The organism is Streptomyces candidus (assembly GCF_014207445.1).
GTDB classification, from domain to species: domain Bacteria; phylum Actinomycetota; class Actinomycetes; order Streptomycetales; family Streptomycetaceae; genus Streptomyces; species Streptomyces candidus.
Genome location: NZ_JACHEM010000002.1, coordinates 521,835 through 542,165, shown reverse-complemented (window position 1 = coordinate 542,165; position 20,331 = coordinate 521,835). Strand labels below are relative to the sequence as shown.

Sequence of the window (20,331 nt, the reverse complement as noted above, 5' to 3'; positions counted from 1 at the left end):
AGATGACTGAGCGCAAGAAGGACCGCCCCTGGCTCATGCGGACCTACGCCGGTCACTCGACCGCCGAGGCGTCCAACGAGCTGTACCGGCGCAACCTCGCCAAGGGGCAGACCGGCCTCTCGGTGGCCTTCGACCTGCCCACCCAGACCGGCTACGACCCCGACCACGTCCTCGCCCGCGGCGAGGTCGGCCGGGTCGGGGTCCCGGTGTCCCACCTCGGCGACATGCGGCGGCTGTTCCAGGACATCCCGCTGGAGCAGATGAACACCTCGATGACCATCAACGCCACCGCCATGTGGCTGCTGGCCCTCTACCAGGTGGTCGCCGAGGAGCAGGGTGCCGACCCGACGAAGCTCCAGGGGACGACGCAGAACGACATCGTCAAGGAGTACCTGTCGCGCGGGACGCACGTCTTCCCGCCCGGCCCCTCCCTGCGGCTGACCACCGACATGATCACGTACACGGTCAACCGCATTCCCAAGTGGAACCCGATCAACATCTGCAGCTACCACCTCCAGGAGGCGGGAGCCACCCCGGTCCAGGAGATCAGTTACGCGATGTCCACGGCGATCGCCGTCCTGGACGCGGTGTTCGCCTCCGGCCAGGTCCCCGAGGAGCGCAAGGGCGAGGTCGTCGCCCGCATCTCCTTCTTCGTGAACGCGGGCGTCCGCTTCATCGAGGAGATGTGCAAGATGCGCGCCTTCGGCCGCATCTGGGAGAAGGTCACGCGCGAGCGGTACGGCATCGAGAACCCCAAGCAGCGCCGCTTCCGCTACGGGGTCCAGGTCAACTCCCTGGGGCTGACCGAGGCACAGCCGGAGAACAACGTCCAGCGCATCGTCCTGGAAATGCTGGCCGTCACCCTCTCCAAGGACGCCCGCGCCCGCGCCGTCCAGCTCCCGGCCTGGAACGAGGCACTGGGCCTCCCCCGGCCCTGGGACCAGCAGTGGTCCCTGCGCATCCAGCAGGTCCTGGCGCACGAGAGCGACCTGCTGGAGTACGAGGACATCTTCGCGGGCTCGCACGTCGTCGAGGCCAAGGTGGAAGAACTCGTCGAGGAGTCCCTCGCCGAGATGGGCCGCATCGAGGAGATGGGCGGCGCGATGGCCGCCGTCGAGTCCGGCTACCTCAAGTCGCAGCTCGTCTCCTCGCACGCCGAACGGCGGGCCCGCATCGAGAGCGGCGACGAGAAGATCGTCGGCGTCAACGTGTACGAGACGACCGAGCCGAACCCGCTCACCGCCGATCTCGACGCCGCGATCATGACGGTCGACCCGGCGAACGAGGCCCGCGTCGTCGCCAAGCTCCACGAATGGCGCGACAACCGCGACGAGGCCCGGGCGCAGGAGTCACTGGCCGCCCTCAAGGCCACCGCGGCCGGCACGGGCAACCTGTTCGAGGCGACGGTGGAGTGCGCCCGCGCGGGCGTCACCACCGGCGAGTGGTCCTGGGCGCTGCGGGACGTGTTCGGCGAGTTCCGCGCGCCGACGGGGGTCAGCAGTGCACCGGTGGCGGTCACCGCCGAGCCCGGGACGCCGCTGGCCCTGGTACGCGAGAAGGTGCGGCGTACGGCCGAGGACGTCGGAGCCGGACGGCTGCGCCTGCTGGTGGGCAAGCCCGGCCTGGACGGGCACTCCAACGGCGCCGAGCAGATCGCCGTCCGCGCGCGCGACGCCGGCTTCGAGGTGGTCTACCAGGGGATCCGGCTCACGCCCGAGCAGATCGTGGACGCGGCGCTGGCCGAGGACGTGCACTGCGTCGGCCTGTCGATCCTCTCCGGGTCGCACGCCGAACTGGTACCCGACGTCCTGCTGCGTCTGCGGGAGGCCGGGGCACCGGACATCCCCGTCATCGTCGGCGGGATCATCCCGAACGCCGACGCCGCCGAGCTGAAGCGGGCGGGCGTCGCCGCCGTCTTCACCCCGAAGGACTTCGGCATCACGGAGATCATCGGCCGTATCGTCGACGAGATCCGGAAAGCGAACAAGCTCGACCCTCTGGAGGTCCCCGCATGACCGTCAACCGCCTTCGCCCCCGCCGCTCCTGTCTCGCGGTCCCCGGGTCGAACCCCCGCTTCCTGGAGAAGGCCCAGGGCCTGCCCGCCGACCAGGTCTTCCTCGACCTGGAGGACGCCTGCGCGCCGCTCGCCAAGCCGGAGGCGCGGCACACCATCGTGAAGTTCCTCAACGAGGGCGACTGGACCGACAAGACGCGCGTGGTCCGGGTCAACGACTGGACGACCGAGTGGACGTACCGCGACGTCGTCACCGTCGTCGAGGGCGCCGGCCCGAACCTCGACTGCATCATGCTGCCGAAGGTGCAGGACGCCCAGCAGATCGTCGCGCTCGACCTCCTCCTCACCCAGATCGAGAAGACGATGGGCTTCGAGGTCGGCCGGATCGGCATCGAGGCGCAGATCGAGAACGCGCGCGGCCTCAACAACGTGAACGCGATCGCCGAGGCCTCCCCGCGTACCGAGGCGATCATCTTCGGTCCGGCGGACTTCATGGCGTCGATCAACATGAAGACCCTGGTCGTCGGTGAGCAGCCGCCCGGCTACGGCGCCGACGCGTACCACTACATCCTGATGAAGATCCTGATGGCGGCCCGCGCCAACGACCTCCAGGCGATCGACGGCCCCTACCTGCAGATCCGCAACGTGGACGGCTACCGCGAGGTCGCCAAGCGAGCGGCGGCGCTCGGCTTCGACGGCAAGTGGGTGCTGCACCCGGGGCAGGTCGAGGCGTCGAACGAGATCTTCTCGCCGTCCCAGGAGGACTTCGACCACGCCGAACTGATCCTGGACGCGTACGAGTACTACACCTCGGAGGCCGGCGGCAAGAAGGGCTCCGCGATGCTCGGCGACGAGATGATCGACGAGGCCAGCCGCAAGATGGCGCTCGTGGTCTCGGGCAAGGGCCGGGCCGCCGGCCTGAAGCGCACCTCGAAGTTCGAAGCCCCGGAGGCCTGATCACCATGCAGTTCGGACGCACCTTCGAGGAGTTCGAGGTCGGCGCGGTCTACAAGCACTGGCCCGGCAAGACGGTCACCGAGTACGACGACCACCTGTTCTGCCTGCTCACCATGAACCACCACCCGCTCCACATGGACACCAACTACGCGGAGAAGACCACCGACTTCGGCAAGAACGTCGTCGTCGGGAACTACATCTACTCCCTGTTGCTGGGCATGTCGGTGCCGGACGTCTCGGGCAAGGCGATCGCCAACCTGGAGGTCGAGTCGCTCAAGCACGTCGCGCCGACCTTCCACGGCGACACCATCTACGGCGAGACCGTCGTCCTCGACAAGACGCCCTCCAAGTCGAAGAACGACCGCGGCATCGTCTACGTCGAGACCAAGGGCTACAAGCAGGACGGCACCGTGGTGTGCGTCTTCCGCCGCAAGGTGATGGTCCCGACCCAGACGTACATCAAGGAGCGCGGCGGCGAACAGCCGGGCCGCCCGCCCGTCTCCCCCCAGCACTCTCAGTCGGCGCCCCTGCGGGGTGGCCCCTCGGCTTCCGAACCGAAGCTCAAGGAGAAGTGAGCCATGGCCCGTCTCGCCCAGACCGCAGGTCTGACCGACATCCAGCAGGAAATCCTCTCCACCGTCCGGAACTTCGTCGACAAGGAGATCATCCCGGTCGCCACCGAGCTGGAGCACCGCGACGAGTACCCCACGCAGATCGTCGAAGGCCTCAAGGAACTCGGCCTCTTCGGCCTGATGATCCCCGAGGAGTACGGCGGGCTGGGTGAGTCGCTTCTCACGTACGCGCTCTGTGTGGAGGAGATCGCCCGCGGCTGGATGAGCGTGTCCGGCATCATCAACACGCACTTCATCGTGGCGTACATGCTCAAGCAGCACGGCACGCAGGAGCAGAAGGACACGTTCCTGCCGCGGATGGCGCTCGGCGAGGTGCGCGGCGCGTTCTCGATGTCGGAGCCGGCGCTCGGCTCCGACGTCTCCGCGATCAGCTCCAAGGGCGTCCGCGACGGCGACGAGTACGTGCTCAACGGCCAGAAGATGTGGCTGACGAACGGCGGCACGTCCACGCTCGTCGCGGTCCTGTGCCGCAGTGACGAGGGTCACCCCGAAGGCACGGCTCCGCACAAGTCGATGACGACGTTCCTGGTCGAGAAGGAAGCGGGCTTCGGCGAAGTCCGCCCGGGGCTCACCATTCCCGGCAAAATCGACAAAATGGGATACAAGGGTGTCGACACCACCGAGCTGATCATGGACGGCCTGCGCATTCCGGCCAATCGCGTTCTCGGCGGCGCCACCGGACGAGGGTTTTACCAAATGATGGACGGCGTAGAGGTCGGCCGGGTCAACGTCGCCGCCCGTGGTTGCGGAGTCGCGCAGCGTGCCTTCGAGCTGGGGGTCTCGTACGCCCAGCAGCGGCACACCTTCGGCAAACCGATCGCCCAGCACCAGGCGATCCAGTTCAAGCTGGCCGAGATGGCCACCAAGGTCGAGGCCGCTCATGCGATGATGGTAAATGCAGCACGCAAAAAGGACAGCGGGGAGCGAAACGACCTCGAAGCAGGGATGGCCAAGTACCTGGCCTCCGAGTACTGCAAGGAGGTCGTCGAGGACGCGTTCCGCATTCACGGCGGCTACGGCTTCTCGAAGGAGTACGAAATCGAGCGCCTCTACCGCGAGGCTCCCATGCTGCTGATCGGTGAAGGTACCGCCGAGATCCAGAAAATGATCATTGGGCGGCGCCTGCTGGAGGAATACCGGTTCCAGGGCTGAATGTTCGATTTGCGGCGATTTCGACGCGAAGAAGATCACACCCTGTCATCGTCCTCCGGACGCTGACTCGCTTTCCGGCTTGCCCAGTTGCACCCCGCAACCGATAGCATCGCCGGAAAGCCGCCGTCCCCCGTCACCGCGCGGCATCATCCGCTACGAAGGTCTTCCATGCCCCACAGCCAAACCTCTGCACCACGCGATGGCTCCCCCCTGGGACTCCCCAAGGGCCGCCTTGCGCGCGGAGCATCGCCGTGGCTCCTGCCGACCGTCGCCACCGCGGCCCTCACCATGGCCAAGGCGCGCAAGTCGGGTCGCTGGGCCGCCGCAGCCGTCCCCACCACCGCTCTCGCGGCGGGGATGCTGTGGTTCTTCCGCGACCCCGAGCGCGAGATCGCCGAGGGCCGGGTCATCTCGCCGGCCGACGGCGTGGTCCAGAGCATCATGCCCTGGAAGGACGGACGTACACGTGTCGCGATCTTCATGAGCCCGCTGAACGTCCACGTCAACCGCGCACCCCTGGCCGGCACGGTGACCTCCGTCGAGCACGTGCCCGGCGGGTTCGTTCCGGCGTTCAACAAGGAGAGCGAGAACAACGAGCGCGTTGTCTGGCACTTCGACACCGAGCTCGGCGACATCGAGATGGTGCAGATCGCCGGGGCTGTGGCCCGCCGCATCGTGCCCTACATCCCGCAGGGGACCAAGGTCGAGCAGGGCGAGCGGATCGGCCTGATCCGCTTCGGTTCGCGCGTGGACATCTACCTTCCGGAAGGTGTCGATGTCGCGGTCGAGGTGGGCCAAACCACTACCGCGGGGGTGACTCGAATTGACCGTGACTGATCCCGAGACGCAGGCCGGCTGGGTTCCGGAGGCCGACGCGGACGACGACGCGGAGGACATGCCGCTCAGTATGAGGCTGTCGATAGCGGACACCCTCACGCTCGGCAACGCGACGTGCGGCTTCATGGCGGTGTACTTCACCACCACCGGAATCCTCATTCCGCACCTTCAGGGCAGCCAGGAGACCGGCATGGCGCGCAACAGCGCCGCCACCGCCGTCATCCTGATGCTCCTCGCCGCGATCTTCGACCTGTGCGACGGACTGGTGGCCCGCAAGCTGCGCAGCTCGCCGATGGGCGCGGAACTGGACAACCTCTCCGACCTGGTCAGCTTCGGGCTCGCCCCGGCCTACTTCGTGCTCGTGTACGGAATGGTCGCGGACGACGCCCAGCAGCGGGTCGCGGCCCTCGCCGCGATCGTGGTGCTGCTGGCGGTGGTCATGCGATTGGCGAGGTTCTCGGTCGTCACGATGAAGGACGGCATGTTCCAGGGCATGCCGAGCCCCTTCGGTGCGCTCACGGTCGTCTCCATCGTCCTGCTCGAGCTGCCCTTCATCCCCACTCTTCTCGCCGTGATCGGCGTGGCGTGGCTGATGGTGTCGCGGGTCGAATACCCCAAGCCGCGGGGAATCCTCGCGGTGGCGATGCTCAGCTGGATCGTGGGCGCGATGGGCCTGCTGGCGGCGTGGGCGTTCGACGCGCCCGGCGGCCAGCTCCTGCTCCAGACGGGCTGTGCGCTCCAGGTGGTCATGGGCGCGGTCATCCCGCTGTTCGCGACGGCGCGACGGGTGAACACGTTCCGGGACAACCGGCGCGAGGCAAGGGCGGCACAGCTGCCGTAGCGGTCGGCCTGTACGAACGAGGGAGGGCCCTCACCCCGGTGTTCACCGGGGTGAGGGCCCTCCCTCGTTCTGCGTCCCGCACGCGAGCGGGGCGGCCCCGGGAGGGCAGGGCCGCGCGCGCGTACGGAGCCGGGCCCGTCGCCCGAGCGGACGGGGCGGGACGGGGCGGGACAGAGCGTCCAGACGGGGGGGACGGAACCGCGCGTCCGGCCTCCACCCACCCGCACATAATTCTGCCCCCGCCCGGAACCCCGGACGGGGGCAGAACCATGGGGGCCGAAGCCCCGGAGGGTCAGACGTGCGCGGCCGAGCCCAGCAGGCTCGCCGCGTTCTGCAGCGGTGTGAGCACCGGAGCCGGCACCGGGGCGAACGTGTCGCGGCAGGTGAAGCCGAGACGGGTCAGCGCCCGGCTCACCTCGCTCGCGGTGAAGTCGCGGCGGTCCTGCCGGGTGATGACCTCGCCGACCTGCTTGACGGGGTAGGTCCGGCGGCCGATGGTGACGGACTCACCCGTGACGGGCTCGGGCTTGATCCCCTTCATCGCGTCCTGCACCTCGCTCTTGACCAGCTCGAAGGGGAAGCGGGCGATGACTACGCGCATGGTGCCTCAACAAGGTGGAAGGGATGGTGCGGGAAGCTTTCGAGCACGTTCGGGCGGTACGGGTCAGGCCGCACGGCGGGCCGGAGCCGCCTGCTGCGGGGCCCCGGTGCCGCGCCGTGCCTGGGCGGGACGGCGGCGGCCGCGGGAGGCGGAGCCGCCCCTGCGGGGCCTCTCCGTGACCGGCGCGGCGATGACGACCGGTACCCCGGTGGGGGCCTGGGCGCCGGTGATGCGGTTCAGCTCGGCGTCGCCCGCACGCACCTGGGTGGTCTGCGGGGTGATGCCGGCGGCGTTCATCAGGCGGCTCATGTCACGGCGCTGGTTCGGCGTGACGAGCGTGACGACGCTGCCGGACTCCCCCGCCCGTGCCGTACGGCCGCCGCGGTGCAGGTAGTCCTTGTGGTCGCTGGGCGGGTCCACGTTGACGACCAGGTCGAGGTTGTCGACGTGGATGCCGCGGGCGGCGACGTTGGTCGCCACCAGGACGGTCACGTGACCGGTCTTGAACTGCTCCAGGGTGCGGGTTCGCTGCGGCTGGGACTTGCCGCCGTGCAGCGCCGCCGCCCGTACCCCACTGCTGAGCAGGTGGTCGGTGAGCTTGTCGACCGCGTGCTTGGTGTCGAGGAACATGATCACCCGGCCGTCGCGGGCGGCGATCTCGGTGGTGGTCGCGTGCTTGTCGGCACCGTGCACGTGCAGGACGTGGTGTTCCATCGTGGTGACCGCGCCCGCCGACGGGTCGACCGAGTGGACCACCGGGTCGTTCAGGTAGCGGCGCACCAGCAGGTCCACGTTGCGGTCCAGGGTCGCGGAGAACAGCATCCGTTGGCCGCCGGGACGCACCTGGTCGAGGAGCTCGGTGACCTGCGGCATGAAGCCCATGTCGGCCATCTGGTCGGCCTCGTCGAGGACGGTGATCTCCACCTGGTCCAGGACGCAGTCCCGGCGCTCGATGAGGTCCTTCAGCCGGCCCGGCGTGGCGACGACGACTTCGGCTCCACCGCGCAGCATGTGCGCCTGGCGGCCGATCGACATGCCGCCGACGACGGTGGCCATGCGCAGCCGCAGGGAGCGGGCGTACGGGGTGAGCGCGTCGGTGACCTGCTGCGCGAGCTCGCGGGTCGGCACCAGTACGAGGGCCAGCGGCTGACGCGGCTCGGCCCGCTTTCCTGCCGTACGGGCCAGCAGGGCGAGCCCGAAGGCGAGGGTCTTGCCGGAACCGGTGCGGCCACGGCCGAGTACGTCACGTCCGGCGAGGGAGTTGGGGAGCGTCGCGCCCTGAATCGGGAACGGCACGGTCACGCCCTGCGTGGCGAGCGAGGCGAGCAGCTGGGTGGGCATCTCCAGGTCGGCGAACGCCTCGACGGCCGGCAGCGGCGGCGTCACGGAGACCGGCAGGGCGAACTCGCCCTGGATCGCGGCGGGTCGGCGTCCGTAGCCGCCGCCGGTGCGGGAGCGACCCGCGGGTGCGGAGCGGTAGCCTCCGCGGCCCGAGCCCGCGGTGCCGGCGGAGGAGCCACCGGTGCGGGTACGGGAGTACCGGTCGTTGGTACGAGCGGTACGGGTGGTGCGGTCCATGCGGAACCTTTCCTCGATGCGGCACGTATCGAGGAATTCCGGGCGGTGGGTGAACACCGGGTGGAATCGCAGGAACGAGCCGGGAAAAATGCGAAAACGAATTACGGCCATTCGACAGCCGGCCGAATTCGTAGAACAGGGGGGTCGCCGGGCGCAGGGGCCGGCCGACCATGATCCAGGGGATCCGGTATGTCCGCCGTACGGCCGCTGCGCGAGTGCGTGCGGCGTACGAGAGATGCGGACGGAACGTGGCGCGGGAGGGGAAGAAACACCGAACCGCAGGTCCACCGCTCCAGAAATGCAGCGAGCTGGGGCCCGCACCCCAAGGTGCGGGCCCCAGCTGCGTCGTGCGTCACCCGGTCATACCGGGCGGGCCTGAGCGATCAGGCCTGGCCTGAGTGATCAGGCGGGGGTGATGTTCTCCGCCTGCGGGCCCTTCTGGCCCTGCGTGACGTCGAAGTTAACCTTCTGGCCTTCCTGCAGCTCACGGAAGCCCTGGGCGGCGATGTTCGAGTAGTGGGCGAAGACGTCAGCGCCGCCGCCGTCCTGCTCGATGAAGCCGAAACCCTTTTCCGCGTTGAACCACTTCACGGTGCCAGTAGCCATGTCAAATCTCCTTGGGGCAGTACCCGGGTCCCGCACTGTGCGGATCCCGCGTCGCCGCAATGATTGCCCCGTCCGGAGAACCGGAAATACAAAGCGTCCGATCGAAAAGAGATCCGAATGTGAACGCTTGAAGTCTATGGGAACCACAACTGCAACTGAGATGGACAGTAGCACGGAAGAACCGGCGCAGCACGGCGACATTTCCCGGGCGGGTTTCCGCGGGACATTATCTCCAGCCCCGCCGGAGGGCTTTTCTGCACCGGCCGCGACAGTATTTCCGGTGCTCGCCGGTCCAGGGGCCCCTGCTCCCCCGCCGCGGACTCCCGGAGGTGCCGGAGCCGTCGGCGTGTCGGCGTCCGTCACCGGCCGGGCCGGGATCGGGGTGCGGCACCGGCAACTGGCAGGAATTGGTGGGGTTTCGACGTTCTGCCCACTGGGGCGCGCCCGTCGCGGGCGGCAGGATCGGCCCATGAACACGCAGACACCGCCCGTCGTCACGCAGGACACCGCCCTGGTCGTGGTCGACGTACAGCAGGGCCTCGAAGAGTCGGAACACTGGGGACGCCGCAACAACCCGGCGGCCGACGCGCACATCGAGACCCTCCTCGACGTGTGGCAGACCACCGGCCGCCCGGTGGTGCTCGTGCGCCACGACTCCGTCGAGCCGCTCTCGCCGCTGCGCCCCGGGCAGCCCGGAAACGGGTTCAAGGGTTACGTGGAGGAACGGCGCGGCCTGGGCGCGGGGCCCCAGCTCCTCGTCACCAAGACCGTCAACTCCGCCTTCTACGGCACTCCGGACCTGGACGCCTGGTTCAGGGCGTCGGGCATCACCCGGTTCGTGGTGGTCGGCATCCAGACCAACATGTGTGTGGAGACCACGGCGCGCATGGGCGGAAACCTCGGTTACGAGGTCCTGTTCGCCCTCGACGCGACCTACACCTTCGATCTGGAGGGCCCCTTCGGCTGGCGGCAGTCCGCCGACGAACTCGCCCGCGCCACGGCGGTCACGCTGCACGGCGGCGGCTTCGCGACGGTCACGACGACGGCGGAGCTGGTGGCGGCGGCCAAGCGCTGAACACGGACGGGCGAGGGACGCGGCGCCCACCGGGCACGCGCCCCTCGCCCGTCCCGCCTGCTACTCGCCGAACGTGAACTCCTCCGCGGCCTTCGACGCCGTCGGCTCCTGCACGACCTTCAGCCCGCCCGGTGTCTTCGAGTCCGGCTGCATGATCACCGACTGTCGGGTGCTGGGGGCCTTGGGGTCGGAGAAGTCGTGGGTGATGCCGAAGCCGTTCTCGTAGGACTTCATGGTCAGGAGTGCCTTGCCGATGCCTTCGCGCGTGAGGTTCTTGTCCGCGCACGCCTTGGTCAGGGCCTCGCCGTAGACCTTGCCCGCCGAGTAGCCCGCGACGACGCCGTTGTCGAGGTCGTCCTTGGGGTAGGCCGCGGCGTAGTCCTTGGCGAGCTTGGCGGGTCCGGGCTCCGGGGAACCGATGGGCAGCGAGGGGCTGGCCACGTGGTAGTTCTTCATCAGGGCGGGTCCGGCCGGGGTGGCGAGGATCTGCGGTGCGAAGGCCGAGTTGTTGCCGATGACGGGCACGCCGAACCTGCCGGCCGCGGCGACGCCGACGAGGGAGGCCGCCTGGCGCGGTCCCGCGCTGACGACGATGGCCTTGACTCCCGCCTGCTTGAGGGCGGCGACCTGGGCCGACATGTCGTTGTCGGTGGGCTTGATCTTCTGCTCGACGATCGTCAGCCCGGCCTTCTCGGCCGCGTACTTGGAGCCCTGGAGCGCGTTCTCGCCGTAGTCGCCCTCGAAGTAGACGTGACCGATCCGGTCGCCCTTGGTGATCTTCTTCTGGGTGAGGAGGAAGTCGATCGCGTTGATGGTCTCGATGTCGTACGTCGTGCCGATGGTACGGATGGACGGGCTGCCGAGGAGGGACGCCGACCAGGCCTGCGGGAGGACGAGGCCCTTGTCCTGGCCGTCCACGCGCTGCTTGACGGCGGCGACGAAGGGGGAGCCGATGAACTGGACGAACCCGGCGACCTTCGGTTCGAGTTCGGTGTAGGCGGAGACGGCCTTCTGCGGGTCGTAGCCGTGGTCGCGGACGACCAGTTCGACCTTGCGCCCGCAGATGCCGCCCGCCGCGTTGACCTCCTTGGCCCACAGCTGCTGGGCCTGGGTGATGCTCTTGCCCAGTGAGGCGTAGACGCCCGTGAGGTCGGTGAGGGCGCCGAGCGGAATGGTCTTGTCGGTGATGCCGTCACCGACCCTGACGCCCTTCTCGTCCTCCTTGCCCTCACTGCCGGTCCCGGCCTTGCTGCTGCATCCGGTCACCCCGAGAGTGAGCGCGAGGGCGGTGGCGAGGACCGCGGCGCGGGCGCGGCTGTTCTTCCGTACGGTGCGAGCCTTCATTTCGAGCCCTTTCGCGGCGTGCGAGTGCTGCGGATGCTTCGGAGATTCGGGAAACGGAGACGGGAGAGGCCGCCCGGCAGGAACAGGACGACGGCGACGACCGCCGCGCCGTACAGGTAGCGGGACGCCTCCCCTGGTGCGATGCCACCCGCGCCGGTGCCCGGCGCGGTGACCAGCGGCAGTGACTCGCTGTAGCGGGTGAGGAGTTGGGGAAGCAGCGAGACGAACGCGGCCCCGATGACCGCGCCGCGCACCGAGCCGAGCCCGCCGATGACGATCATGGCGAGGAACTCGAGGGAGAGGATCATGCCGAAGTACTCGGGCACGGTCCGCTGGAAGACCAGCGCCAGAAGGACACCGGCCCCTCCCGCGTACATCGAGGACAGGACGAAGACGGACGCCCGGTAGCGGGCGACGGGCACGCCCATGACGCCGGCCGCGATGCGGTGGTCACGGATGGCGTTCATCGCACGGCCGGGGCGTCCGCGCAGGACACCCCGGGCGAAGAACGCGCAGAACAGGAGGGCCGCCAGGGCGACGTACCAGAGCTTCTCGGCGGACTCGAAGGGGATGCCCCCGACAAGGGTCTGCGAGTCGTCGAAGGTGATGCCGAAGAGCGAAAGGGGCGGAACCGAACGGCCGTTGAAGCCGCCGGTGAGGTTGCTCGCGTTGAACAGCACGTGCTGCCCGATGAAGATCAGCGCGAGGGTGGCGATACCGAGGTAGGCACCGCGCAGGCGGCCCGCGATGGGACTGAAGAGGCCGCCCGCGATGCCCGAGATGCCGACCGCGAGGACGACGGCGATCCAGCCGGGCAGGCCGAAGCCGGTGAGCGTGTGGCCGTTCTCGGTGACGGGGTCGGCGGCGAGCACGCAGTAGCTGTACGCGCCGACGGCGAGGAAGAAGGCGTGCCCCATGGAGAGCTGCCCGGTGGCCCCGGTGAGGAGGTTGAGCCCGATGGCGGCGATGGCGGCGGCCATGGCGAACAGGCCGGCCTGGAGCCAGAAGCGGTCCAGGTAGAAGGGCAGCGCCAGCAGGAGGATCGCGAAAGCCGCCCAGGCGTATGTACGGGGGGTGCGCAGGGCCGCGCTCCTGCCCGGCCGCCCGGACTTCGCCTCCTCGGCGGGCGGGGCGACGGGCGGGGTGCGCTGGTCGGTGTCAGACACGGGCAGGCTCCTTCGTGCCGAAGAGACCCGCGGGACGGATCAGCAGCACCACGACCATCACCAGGTACGGCGCAAGGTCGCCGATACCCCTGCCGAGGAAGGACAGGTCGCTCTGGTAGCCGGTGGCGAGGGACTCGATGACGCCGACGATGAGGCCGCCCGCGAGGGCGCCGGTGGTGGAGTCGAGGCCGCCGAGGATGGCCGCCGGGAAGGCCTTCAGCGCGGCGAGCGAGGTCGCGCGTTCCAGGCCCGGGGTGGGGAAGACCGTCAGGAAGAGCGCGGCGACCGCGGCGAGTGCGCCGGCCACCGCCCAGGCGGACAGCGAGACCCGGCCCAGACGCACCCCCATCAGCGCTGCCGTCTGCGGGTTCTCGGCGGCGGCACGCATGGCCACGCCCCACGAGGTGTAGCGGAAGGCGAGCAGGAACGCGGTGATCAGGAGGGCCGCGGCGAGGAGTGCGGCGATCCGGGTCTGGGCCATGGAGACGGCGCCGAAGGTGACGACCTTGTCGCCCCACGGGTCGCCGGGCGAGAGCACCCGGGTGCCGATGCGCCGGGTCAGTTCGGTGACCAGGAGGATGTCGACACCGATCGTGACGATGGCCAGGACGCTGTGGTCGCTGCCCCGGTACCGGCGCATCACGAAGAATTCCACCGCCGCGCCGACGACCGCCGCGCCCGCGATGCCGACGGCGAGCGCGAACCAGAACCCCAGGTCGTCGTGGAGGACCGCGGTGACGTAGCCGCCCGCCAGAAGCAGCGAGGCGTGGGCGAAGTTGACGACTTCGGTCGCCTTGAAGATCACGACGAAGCCGAGTGCGATCAGTGCGTAGACGGCGCCCATGGACAGGCCGCCGAGGAGGAGTTCGATGAGTGTCGTCATGGCGTGGGCGCTCCCAGGTACGCCTGGACGACTGCGGGATCGTCCTGCACCTCGGCGGGTGTGCCGCCGGCGATGCGCTTTCCGAAGTCGAGTACGGTCACCGCGTCCGCGAGCCGCATCACCACCCCCATGTCGTGTTCCACCAGGACGATCGAGATGCCGAGGCTGTCCCGTACCCCCGCGACGACGGCGGCGGTGTCGCGCCGTTCGTCCGCGGTCATGCCGGCGACCGGCTCGTCCAGGAGGAGGAGCTTGGGTTCCATGCACAGGGCGCGGGCGAGTTCGACGAGTTTCTGTTTGCCGTACGGAAGCTCTCCGGCCGGCCGGTCGAGGTCGTCGGCGAGACCGACGAAGTCGGCTATCTCGCGGACGCGTTCGAGGTGCCTGTGTGCCTCGCGGGACGCGGAGGGCAGTCGCAGGCCGGTCGCGAGGAAGCCCGCGCGGGTCAGCCGGTGGCGTCCGAGCATCAGGCTGTCGGCGACGGTGGCCCGCGGCGGGAGCGCGAGGTTCTGGAAGATGCGGGCCACGCCGAGCGCCGCGATGCGGTGCGGGGCGAGACCGGTCAGTTCCGTGCCGCCGAAGCGGACGCTGCCGGAGGTGGCCCGGTAGACCCCGGAGAGGACGTTGAAGCAGGTGGACTTCCCCGCGCCGTTGGGGCCGATGACCGCGTGCACGCTGCCCGGCTCGACGGTGAAGGAGACCTGGTCGAGAGCGGTGAGTCCGGCGAACCGGACCGTCACGTCGGTGACCTGGAGGGTTGCGTCGGCGCTGTCGGCCGTAGCGGGGGCGGCCGTTCCGGGGGTGCGGGTGGCCGAGGCCGTGTCCGTTGCTCCGGAGCGGGTGGGCGAGGAGGGTGCGTCGGTCATGCGGTCCACCTGCTCAGCGTCGGGGCCGCCGTCCGTGCCCGGTCCGCGTCCTCGGCGGCCGTCTCGTCGACGACGCCCAGGTAGCGGCGGCGCACCTCGTCGGAGGCGGCCAGTTCGGCGGCCGGGCCGTGCAGGGCGACCTCGCCGACGTCCAGTACGTACGCCGTGGAGGCGAGCCGCAGGGCGAGGGCCGCGTTCTGCTCGACCAGCAGGACCGAGGTGCCGGTGGCGTTGATCTGCTGGATGGTCTCGGCGATGCGGGCGGCCATCAGGGGGGCCAGGCCGAGGGAGGGTTCGTCCAGCATGAGGAGTTTCGGACCGGACATCAGCGCCCTTCCCAGCGCGAGCATCTGCTGCTCGCCGCCGGAGAGAAGGCCGGCGTGCTGGCGGGCGCGGTCGGCGAGTACGGGGAAGAGTTCGTGCACATGGGCGAGGGCGGCCCGGGTGGCGGTGCGTCCGCCGGTGGCGCCCAGGGCGCCCGCGCGGAGGTTGTCCGCGACCGTCATACGGGCGAACACCTGCCGCCCTTCCGGCACCTGGACGATTCCGGCGGCCACTGCGCGAGCGGCCCCGGCGCCGTGCAGGTCGCGTCCGCCGTAACTGACCGTGCCGGCGGTGACCGCGCCCCGGTGGTAGCCGAGGGTGCGGGAAATCGCTCGGAGCAGAGTGGACTTGCCTGCGCCGTTGCCGCCCAGTACGGCGACCACCGCGCCGGCCGGGACGTCGAGCGAGACCTCGCGCAGGGCGCGCACCGGGCCGTACCCGACGGAGAGACCGCGCACTTCGAGTGCGGCGGCCGAGGGCGGTGAGGCTGATGTTTCTGACACGCGGGTGGGACCTCCTTCCACGTCTGCAGATCTCTGCGGCTCTCAGTCCGGACTTCCGCCGGGACTGCCGTCTGGACCCCTGTGGGGGCACACACCAACAGTTGACACGTGTAACCGTCCAGCGGGTATGCCGTAATCGCTGCCGATGACCAGCACTCCTGGGCAGCCGTTGTGCTCGGGCACAAAGGGTCTGTCCAGAAGGCCCCACCAGTGGCATCCTCACCGGTCATGGATGCCCGCAGAACGCGCACGGATCGCGAGTGGTCCGTGCTGGAGAGCGCGTCCGAGGTCCTGGTCGAACGGGTCGGGCACCTCACGGACCTGCTCATCGCCGAACTCCGCGCCCACTCGCCGCAATACGACATCGCCGTACCGGCAGACGAACACTGGCAGCAGATCAACGAGGCACTGCGGTACGGCATCGAGGCCATCCCGGCCCCCCGGTCGGCGCCCCGGCGCGACCTGGAGTACGCCGAGAAACTCGGCCGGCGCCGGGCGGAGCAGGGCCTTCCGCTGGACCTGCTGCTGCACGCGTACCGCAAGGCGGGTTACCTCGTCTGGGACGAACTCCTGGACATCGTCACCGCCAAGGACCCCGAGTCGCTGCCCGTCCTCGTCCACACGGCGGCCCAGATGTGGGCGGCGGTGGACCGGCAGGCGGCGACCGTCGCGCAGGCGTACCGGAACACGGAGGAGGACATGCACCGGCGCACCGACGAACGCGTACAGGCACTGCTGGACGCCCTGCTGGAGGGACAGGACTCGGCGGGGCTGGTCGCGCGGGCGGCGGCCGGACTCGACCTGCCCGAACAGGGACGGTACGCGGTGGTGGCGCTGCGGGCGGAACGGCGGGACGGCCGCGAGCAGTTCCACCGGGTGACGGCGGCCGCCGGGATGCGCTTCTTCTGGCGGATGCGGACCGACTACGAGGTGGCGGTGGTCGCACTGGAGCCGGAGACCGGACTCGCCGAGCTGGCGGCGGAACTGGAACGGCGGTGCGCGGGGACCGGCGGGATGAGCCCGGTGGTGTCCGGGCTGGGCGAACTGGGGCTGGCCCGTCGGCTGGCGGAGACGGCGCTGCGGACATGGTCGTGCGCGTCGCCGGACCTGCCGCACGTACGGCGCATCGTGCGGCTGGACGAACGGCTGCCCACCGCGCTGGTGGTCAGCCAGCCGGAGTTGGCGGCGCGACTGGTGGCGGAGGTCTTCGGGCCGCTGCTGGAACTGGATCCGGGGGACCGGGCCGTACTGCTGGAGACGCTGGACGCATGGCTGGGGGCGCAGGGATCGGCGGGGCGGGCGGCGACCCGGCTGTACTGCCACCGCAACACGGTGTTCAACCGGTTGCGGCGCCTGGAGCAGCTGACGTCGCGGTCGCTGTCGCGGCCACGGGACCTCACGGAGATGACCCTGGCCCTGGACGCGTTCCGCCTCTCGACGGGCTAGCGCGCGTCCCCCGCCCGCAGCGCCCGTGGACGGCGGGGCCGCCTGACGTGGGCCCCCTGCCCCCGGCAGCCCTCTTGTGCGGCGGGCCGCCCTCCGGGGCCGGAACGGGCGGGCAAGGGGGCGGCCCCCACCGAAGGCGCGCCCCCGGCCCCACGTCGCGACCCGCCTCCGGTTGCTGCCGCGCACCGTCCCGGCGAGCCTCCCTCCCCACCTCGCACGCCCCTGTGCCCGCGAGCCCCGCCTACCGCAGGAAGTCCCTGCCGATCTGCTCCGCCACCCTCTCCAGCAGCGGCCCCGCCTCCGCCATGCTCTTCGCCGCGTCCGGCTCCAGTGCGCTCAGCGCGTAGGCCCGGCGGATGCCCGCGCGGCCCAGTTCCTGCGGCGGCAGGGCCAGGCGTCCGCACACCGCGATGACTTCGATGCCTCGTGCGCGGGCCGCCGCGGCGACCCCCGCCGGGGCCTTTCCGTGCAGTGTCTGGGCGTCGAGCGAGCCCTCGCCGGTGATGACCAGGGTGGCGCGCTCCAGTGCCGGGGTGAAGCCGAGCACGTCGAGCATGACCTCGATGCCGGGACGGAAACGCGCCCCGAGCGCGGTGAGTGCCCCGTACCCGATGCCGCCCGCGGCCCCCGCGCCAGGCGAGTCGGCGACGTCCGGTCCGCCGGCCGCCGGGCCGAGCACGGACGCGTAGTGCGCCAGAGCGGCGTCCAGCGTCTCGACGTCCGTCTCGTCGGCGCCCTTCTGCGGGCCATAGACCGCCGCCGCGCCCTTGGGGCCGGTCAGCGGGTTGTCGACGTCGCTTGCGAGGACGAGGTCCACGCCGCCCTCGGTGCCGAAACGCGCGTCGAGACCCGACAGGTCCACGGACGCGAGGGAGGCGAGGGCTCCGCCGCCGGGGCCCACCTGCGCACCCTCCGCGTCGAGGAAGCGGGCGCCCAGTGCGGCCAGCATCCCGGCCCCGCCGTCCGTGGTCGCGCTGCCGCCGACGCCGAAGACGATCGTCTTCGCACCCGCGTCGAGCGCGGCCCGCAGCAGTTCGCCCGATCCGTACGTGGTCGCGGTGAGCGGGGCGAACACGCCCGGCGGGAGGTGCTGGAGGCCGGACGCCTCCGCCATCTCCACCACCGCGGTGCCGTCCGACTCGCGGAAGGCGTACGCGGCTGTCAGGCCTTCGCCGCGGGGGCCGCTGACCCGAACCTCCCGGCGCTCGAATCCGGCGGCCACCGCTGCCGCGACCGTGCCGTCGCCGCCGTCGGCGACGGGCAGTGCCTCCACACTCAGGCCGGGTACCGCTCTGCGCAGCCCGGCCGTCACCCGCTCCGCGACCTGTACGGCCGTGAGTGAGCCCTTGAACTTGTCGGCGGCGACGAGCACGTGGGCCACCCCGCCGTGCTGCGTACCGCTGTTGTGTACTGCTCCGTCCGCCACCATGCATCCCTTGCTTTCGAACAGGCAGTCGCGCCGCCACGACCATAACCGCAGGCACCGCCCCCTGCCCATGGGCCCAGGCACCGCACCGCAAGCCCTCTGACGGCGCGCCACCCTTCAATATCACGACATGGGGAGACATAAGGTGTGCGGCATGAGTACCGAAACAACGGAATCCCCCGGTCCACCGCTGCCGGACGCCCCCGGCGAGGGCCCGCTGCAGGACGGCAGGCCCGACCGCACCGTCATCCTCATCGGTGTACTCGCCGTGGCGGCCGTCGTGGCGTGGGCCTTCCTCGGCAAGGACTCCTTCGCGAGTTCCTCGTCGCACGCGCTCGCCTGGGTCCTCGAGAACTTCGCGTGGCTGTTCGTCATCGCCGCCGATGTGTTCCTGCTGATGTGCCTGTTCATCGCGCTGAGCCGGTTCGGCCGGATCAGGCTCGGCAAGGACGACTCGGAGCCGGAGTTCACCAATCTGGCCTGGATCGCGATGATGTTCAGCGCGGGCATGGGCATCGGCCTGATGTTCTACGGCGTGGGCGAGCCGCTCCAGCACTACGTCACCCCTCCGCCGGGCACCGACGCCGCCTCCAGGACGGGGGACGCCGCGCAGGCCGCGCTCCAGTACTCCTTCTTCCACTGGACGCTCACCCCGTGGGCCATCTACGGCATGGCCGGACTCGCTCTCGCGTACGCGACCTTCCGCAAGGGCCGCGGCAACAGGCTCAGCGCGGCGTTCGTGCCGCTCCTCGGCGACCGCCGGGCGGAGGGCTGGCAGGGCAAGGTGATCGACCTGCTCGCCGTCTTCGCGACCGTCTTCGGCACGGCGACCAGCCTGGGCCTGGGCGCCCTCCAGGTGGCCCAGGGTCTCCACATCGTCACCGGGGTGGAGGACAGCAAGGGCCTTGAGCTGATCATCATCGGCGCGCTGTCGGCGGCCTTCGTGCTGTCCGCCTTCTCGGGGCTGCACAAGGGGGTGAAGTGGCTGAGCACGATCAACATCGTGCTGGCCGCCTGCCTGATGGTGTTCGTCTTCCTCCTCGGTCCGACCGTGTACATCCTGGACGCGATCCCGGCTGCCGTCGGTGGCTACCTCGACCAGCTCCTGCCGATGGCGACCCGCACGGGCGCGTTCGGCGACGCGGACTGGCTGGGCGCCTGGACGATCTTCTACTGGGCGTGGTGGCTGTCCTGGGCCCCGTTCGTGGGCACGTTCATCGCCCGCATCTCCCGGGGCCGTACGATCCGCGAGTTCCTGATCGGCGTGCTGCTGGTGCCCAGCGGCGCTACGGTCGTGTGGTTCTGCGTGATGGGCGGCTCGGCCATCCGGCTCGACCAGACGAAGGCCGCCGACCTGGCGAGCACGGTCAAGGACGGCGCGGAGGCCTCGCTGTTCGCGATGCTGGAAGCGCTGCCGATCGGCACCATCACCTCGATCATCGCGATGCTGCTGGTCATGACGTACTTCGTGACGAGCGCGGACTCGGCGTCCCTGGTGATGGGTTCGCTCACCAGCCGGGGCGCGCTGCACCCGTCCACCTGGCTGGTGGTGCTGTGGGGCGTGCTGATGGCGTCGGTGGCGGCCGGTCTGCTGGTCGCGGGCGGCCTCAACTCCCTCCAGACGGCGACGATCCTGGTGGCGCTGCCGTTCGTCCTGGTCATGCTCGGCCTGTGCTGGGCGCTGATCAAGGAACTGCGCGAGGACCCGGGTGCGGGTCCGACCCGCCATCACGCGCTGCACGGACTGCGGGACGCGGTACGGGCGATGGTCGGCGACGCGATCACCGAGCAGGGCCCGGACCGGCGGCATCCCCGGCTGCGGCGTGCGGCGAAGTCCCGTACGGACGAGTGAGACCCGTGGGTTGTCCGGAGGGGCGCGGCCTGCCACGGCCGCGCCCCTCCGGCGTGTTCGCCGTCGTACGCCGGCTCCCCGGCCGGCGACGGCCGCACGGCTTGCGCTTCGGTCACGGTCCCGTGCGGCTCCCGCTTCGATGCCCCCGCGGCACGTGGTCCACCAGGACGTACGTTCCCGTGCCGCTTCCCCACCGCGACCGCGTGCGGGCGCCCACCGCGCGCCCCT

The 20,331-nt window shown here is 70.2% G+C and carries 18 protein-coding genes; 9 read left to right on the top strand and 9 right to left on the bottom strand.

What is annotated here, in order from left to right:
* Nucleotides 1-2 precede the first annotated feature (2 nt).
* From HNQ79_RS05405 to pssA, 6 genes are all read left to right on the top strand, one after another.
* Entirely contained in the window at nt 3-2,015 is a 2,013-nt protein-coding gene (locus HNQ79_RS05405) for an ethylmalonyl-CoA mutase (protein ID WP_185027404.1), read from the top strand.
* A complete protein-coding gene (locus HNQ79_RS05400; RefSeq protein ID WP_185027402.1) occupies nt 2,012-2,971 on the top strand; it encodes an HpcH/HpaI aldolase/citrate lyase family protein in 960 nt (319 codons plus the stop codon). The genes HNQ79_RS05405 and HNQ79_RS05400 overlap by 4 nt, the downstream gene beginning before the upstream one ends.
* A gap of 5 nt (nt 2,972-2,976) precedes the next feature.
* Nucleotides 2,977-3,546, top strand: coding sequence for a MaoC family dehydratase (locus HNQ79_RS05395; protein ID WP_185027400.1), 570 nt, complete (start codon nt 2,977-2,979; stop codon nt 3,544-3,546).
* 3 nt (nt 3,547-3,549) lie between these two features.
* Nucleotides 3,550-4,755, top strand: coding sequence for an acyl-CoA dehydrogenase family protein (locus tag HNQ79_RS05390; protein ID WP_185027398.1), 1,206 nt, complete (start codon nt 3,550-3,552; stop codon nt 4,753-4,755).
* 168 nt (nt 4,756-4,923) lie between these two features.
* On the top strand, nt 4,924-5,592 hold the full coding sequence (locus HNQ79_RS05385) for a phosphatidylserine decarboxylase (RefSeq protein ID WP_185027395.1): 669 nt from the start codon (nt 4,924-4,926) through the stop codon (nt 5,590-5,592).
* Complete coding sequence (pssA, locus tag HNQ79_RS05380; protein ID WP_185027393.1) at nt 5,579-6,433, top strand: CDP-diacylglycerol--serine O-phosphatidyltransferase; 855 nt, start codon at nt 5,579-5,581, stop codon at nt 6,431-6,433. The genes HNQ79_RS05385 and pssA overlap by 14 nt, the downstream gene beginning before the upstream one ends.
* A 292-nt stretch (nt 6,434-6,725) precedes the next feature.
* On the opposite strand, the gene HNQ79_RS05375 is transcribed toward pssA, so the two are convergent.
* From HNQ79_RS05375 to HNQ79_RS05365, 3 genes are all read right to left on the bottom strand, one after another.
* On the bottom strand, nt 6,726-7,034 hold the full coding sequence (locus HNQ79_RS05375; RefSeq protein WP_185027391.1) for an SCO5918 family protein: 309 nt from the start codon (nt 7,032-7,034) through the stop codon (nt 6,726-6,728).
* Between the two features lie 63 nt (nt 7,035-7,097).
* On the bottom strand, nt 7,098-8,612 hold the full coding sequence (locus HNQ79_RS05370) for a DEAD/DEAH box helicase (protein ID WP_185027389.1): 1,515 nt from the start codon (nt 8,610-8,612) through the stop codon (nt 7,098-7,100).
* A 402-nt stretch (nt 8,613-9,014) separates the two neighbouring features.
* The gene (locus HNQ79_RS05365; RefSeq protein ID WP_069572018.1) at nt 9,015-9,218 is read right to left on the bottom strand and encodes a cold-shock protein; all 204 of its coding nucleotides are present in this window, start codon (nt 9,216-9,218) and stop codon (nt 9,015-9,017) included.
* Nucleotides 9,219-9,687: 469 nt separating this feature from the next.
* Between HNQ79_RS05365 and HNQ79_RS05360 the strand changes: the two genes are divergently transcribed.
* Complete coding sequence (locus HNQ79_RS05360; protein WP_185027387.1) at nt 9,688-10,293, top strand: cysteine hydrolase family protein; 606 nt, start codon at nt 9,688-9,690, stop codon at nt 10,291-10,293.
* A 60-nt stretch (nt 10,294-10,353) separates the two neighbouring features.
* Here the strand turns inward: HNQ79_RS05360 and HNQ79_RS05355 are convergent, their stop codons facing one another.
* The 5 genes from HNQ79_RS05355 to HNQ79_RS05335 all read right to left on the bottom strand — a co-directional run bounded on the left by HNQ79_RS05355 (nt 10,354) and on the right by HNQ79_RS05335 (nt 15,379).
* Complete coding sequence (locus tag HNQ79_RS05355; RefSeq protein WP_185027385.1) at nt 10,354-11,637, bottom strand: ABC transporter substrate-binding protein; 1,284 nt, start codon at nt 11,635-11,637, stop codon at nt 10,354-10,356.
* Entirely contained in the window at nt 11,634-12,719 is a 1,086-nt protein-coding gene (locus HNQ79_RS05350) for a branched-chain amino acid ABC transporter permease (protein ID WP_229923229.1), read from the bottom strand. The genes HNQ79_RS05355 and HNQ79_RS05350 overlap by 4 nt, the downstream gene beginning before the upstream one ends.
* 76 nt (nt 12,720-12,795) lie before the next feature.
* Complete coding sequence (locus HNQ79_RS05345; protein ID WP_185027380.1) at nt 12,796-13,686, bottom strand: branched-chain amino acid ABC transporter permease; 891 nt, start codon at nt 13,684-13,686, stop codon at nt 12,796-12,798.
* Entirely contained in the window at nt 13,683-14,552 is an 870-nt protein-coding gene (locus tag HNQ79_RS05340; RefSeq protein WP_229923193.1) for an ABC transporter ATP-binding protein, read from the bottom strand. Before HNQ79_RS05340 ends, HNQ79_RS05345 begins: the two co-directional genes overlap by 4 nt.
* Nucleotides 14,549-15,379, bottom strand: a complete 831-nt coding sequence (locus HNQ79_RS05335; protein WP_229923194.1) for an ABC transporter ATP-binding protein — start codon at nt 15,377-15,379, stop codon at nt 14,549-14,551. Before HNQ79_RS05335 ends, HNQ79_RS05340 begins: the two co-directional genes overlap by 4 nt.
* A gap of 228 nt (nt 15,380-15,607) precedes the next feature.
* On the opposite strand from HNQ79_RS05335, the gene HNQ79_RS05330 reads away from it, so the two are divergent.
* Nucleotides 15,608-16,825, top strand: a complete 1,218-nt coding sequence (locus HNQ79_RS05330; protein WP_185027378.1) for a PucR family transcriptional regulator — start codon at nt 15,608-15,610, stop codon at nt 16,823-16,825.
* 241 nt (nt 16,826-17,066) lie between these two features.
* On the opposite strand, the gene HNQ79_RS05325 is transcribed toward HNQ79_RS05330, so the two are convergent.
* Nucleotides 17,067-18,254 (bottom strand): glycerate kinase, encoded by a 1,188-nt coding sequence (locus HNQ79_RS05325; RefSeq protein WP_229923195.1) that lies wholly within the window; start codon nt 18,252-18,254, stop codon nt 17,067-17,069.
* 151 nt (nt 18,255-18,405) lie between these two features.
* Between HNQ79_RS05325 and HNQ79_RS05320 the strand changes: the two genes are divergently transcribed.
* On the top strand, nt 18,406-20,103 hold the full coding sequence (locus HNQ79_RS05320) for a BCCT family transporter (protein ID WP_185027374.1): 1,698 nt from the start codon (nt 18,406-18,408) through the stop codon (nt 20,101-20,103).
* Nucleotides 20,104-20,331: the final 228 nt, after the last annotated feature.

What these genes read in the sequence shown, in the direction of transcription:
- HNQ79_RS05405 (WP_185027404.1), top strand. Translation starts at nt 3, where the DNA reads ATGACTGAGCGCAAGAAGGACCGCCCCTGGCTCATGCGGACCTACGCC.
- HNQ79_RS05400 (WP_185027402.1), top strand. Translation starts at nt 2,012, where the DNA reads ATGACCGTCAACCGCCTTCGCCCCCGCCGCTCCTGTCTCGCGGTCCCC.
- HNQ79_RS05395 (WP_185027400.1), top strand. Translation starts at nt 2,977, where the DNA reads ATGCAGTTCGGACGCACCTTCGAGGAGTTCGAGGTCGGCGCGGTCTAC.
- HNQ79_RS05390 (WP_185027398.1), top strand. Translation starts at nt 3,550, where the DNA reads ATGGCCCGTCTCGCCCAGACCGCAGGTCTGACCGACATCCAGCAGGAA.
- HNQ79_RS05385 (WP_185027395.1), top strand. Translation starts at nt 4,924, where the DNA reads ATGCCCCACAGCCAAACCTCTGCACCACGCGATGGCTCCCCCCTGGGA.
- HNQ79_RS05375 (WP_185027391.1), bottom strand. Translation starts at nt 7,034, where the DNA reads ATGCGCGTAGTCATCGCCCGCTTCCCCTTCGAGCTGGTCAAGAGCGAG.
- HNQ79_RS05370 (WP_185027389.1), bottom strand. Translation starts at nt 8,612, where the DNA reads ATGGACCGCACCACCCGTACCGCTCGTACCAACGACCGGTACTCCCGT.
- HNQ79_RS05365 (WP_069572018.1), bottom strand. Translation starts at nt 9,218, where the DNA reads ATGGCTACTGGCACCGTGAAGTGGTTCAACGCGGAAAAGGGTTTCGGC.
- HNQ79_RS05360 (WP_185027387.1), top strand. Translation starts at nt 9,688, where the DNA reads ATGAACACGCAGACACCGCCCGTCGTCACGCAGGACACCGCCCTGGTC.
- HNQ79_RS05355 (WP_185027385.1), bottom strand. Translation starts at nt 11,637, where the DNA reads ATGAAGGCTCGCACCGTACGGAAGAACAGCCGCGCCCGCGCCGCGGTC.
- HNQ79_RS05345 (WP_185027380.1), bottom strand. Translation starts at nt 13,686, where the DNA reads ATGACGACACTCATCGAACTCCTCCTCGGCGGCCTGTCCATGGGCGCC.
- HNQ79_RS05340 (WP_229923193.1), bottom strand. Translation starts at nt 14,552, where the DNA reads ATGACCGACGCACCCTCCTCGCCCACCCGCTCCGGAGCAACGGACACG.
- HNQ79_RS05330 (WP_185027378.1), top strand. Translation starts at nt 15,608, where the DNA reads ATGGATGCCCGCAGAACGCGCACGGATCGCGAGTGGTCCGTGCTGGAG.
- HNQ79_RS05325 (WP_229923195.1), bottom strand. Translation starts at nt 18,254, where the DNA reads ATGGTGGCGGACGGAGCAGTACACAACAGCGGTACGCAGCACGGCGGG.
- HNQ79_RS05320 (WP_185027374.1), top strand. Translation starts at nt 18,406, where the DNA reads ATGAGTACCGAAACAACGGAATCCCCCGGTCCACCGCTGCCGGACGCC.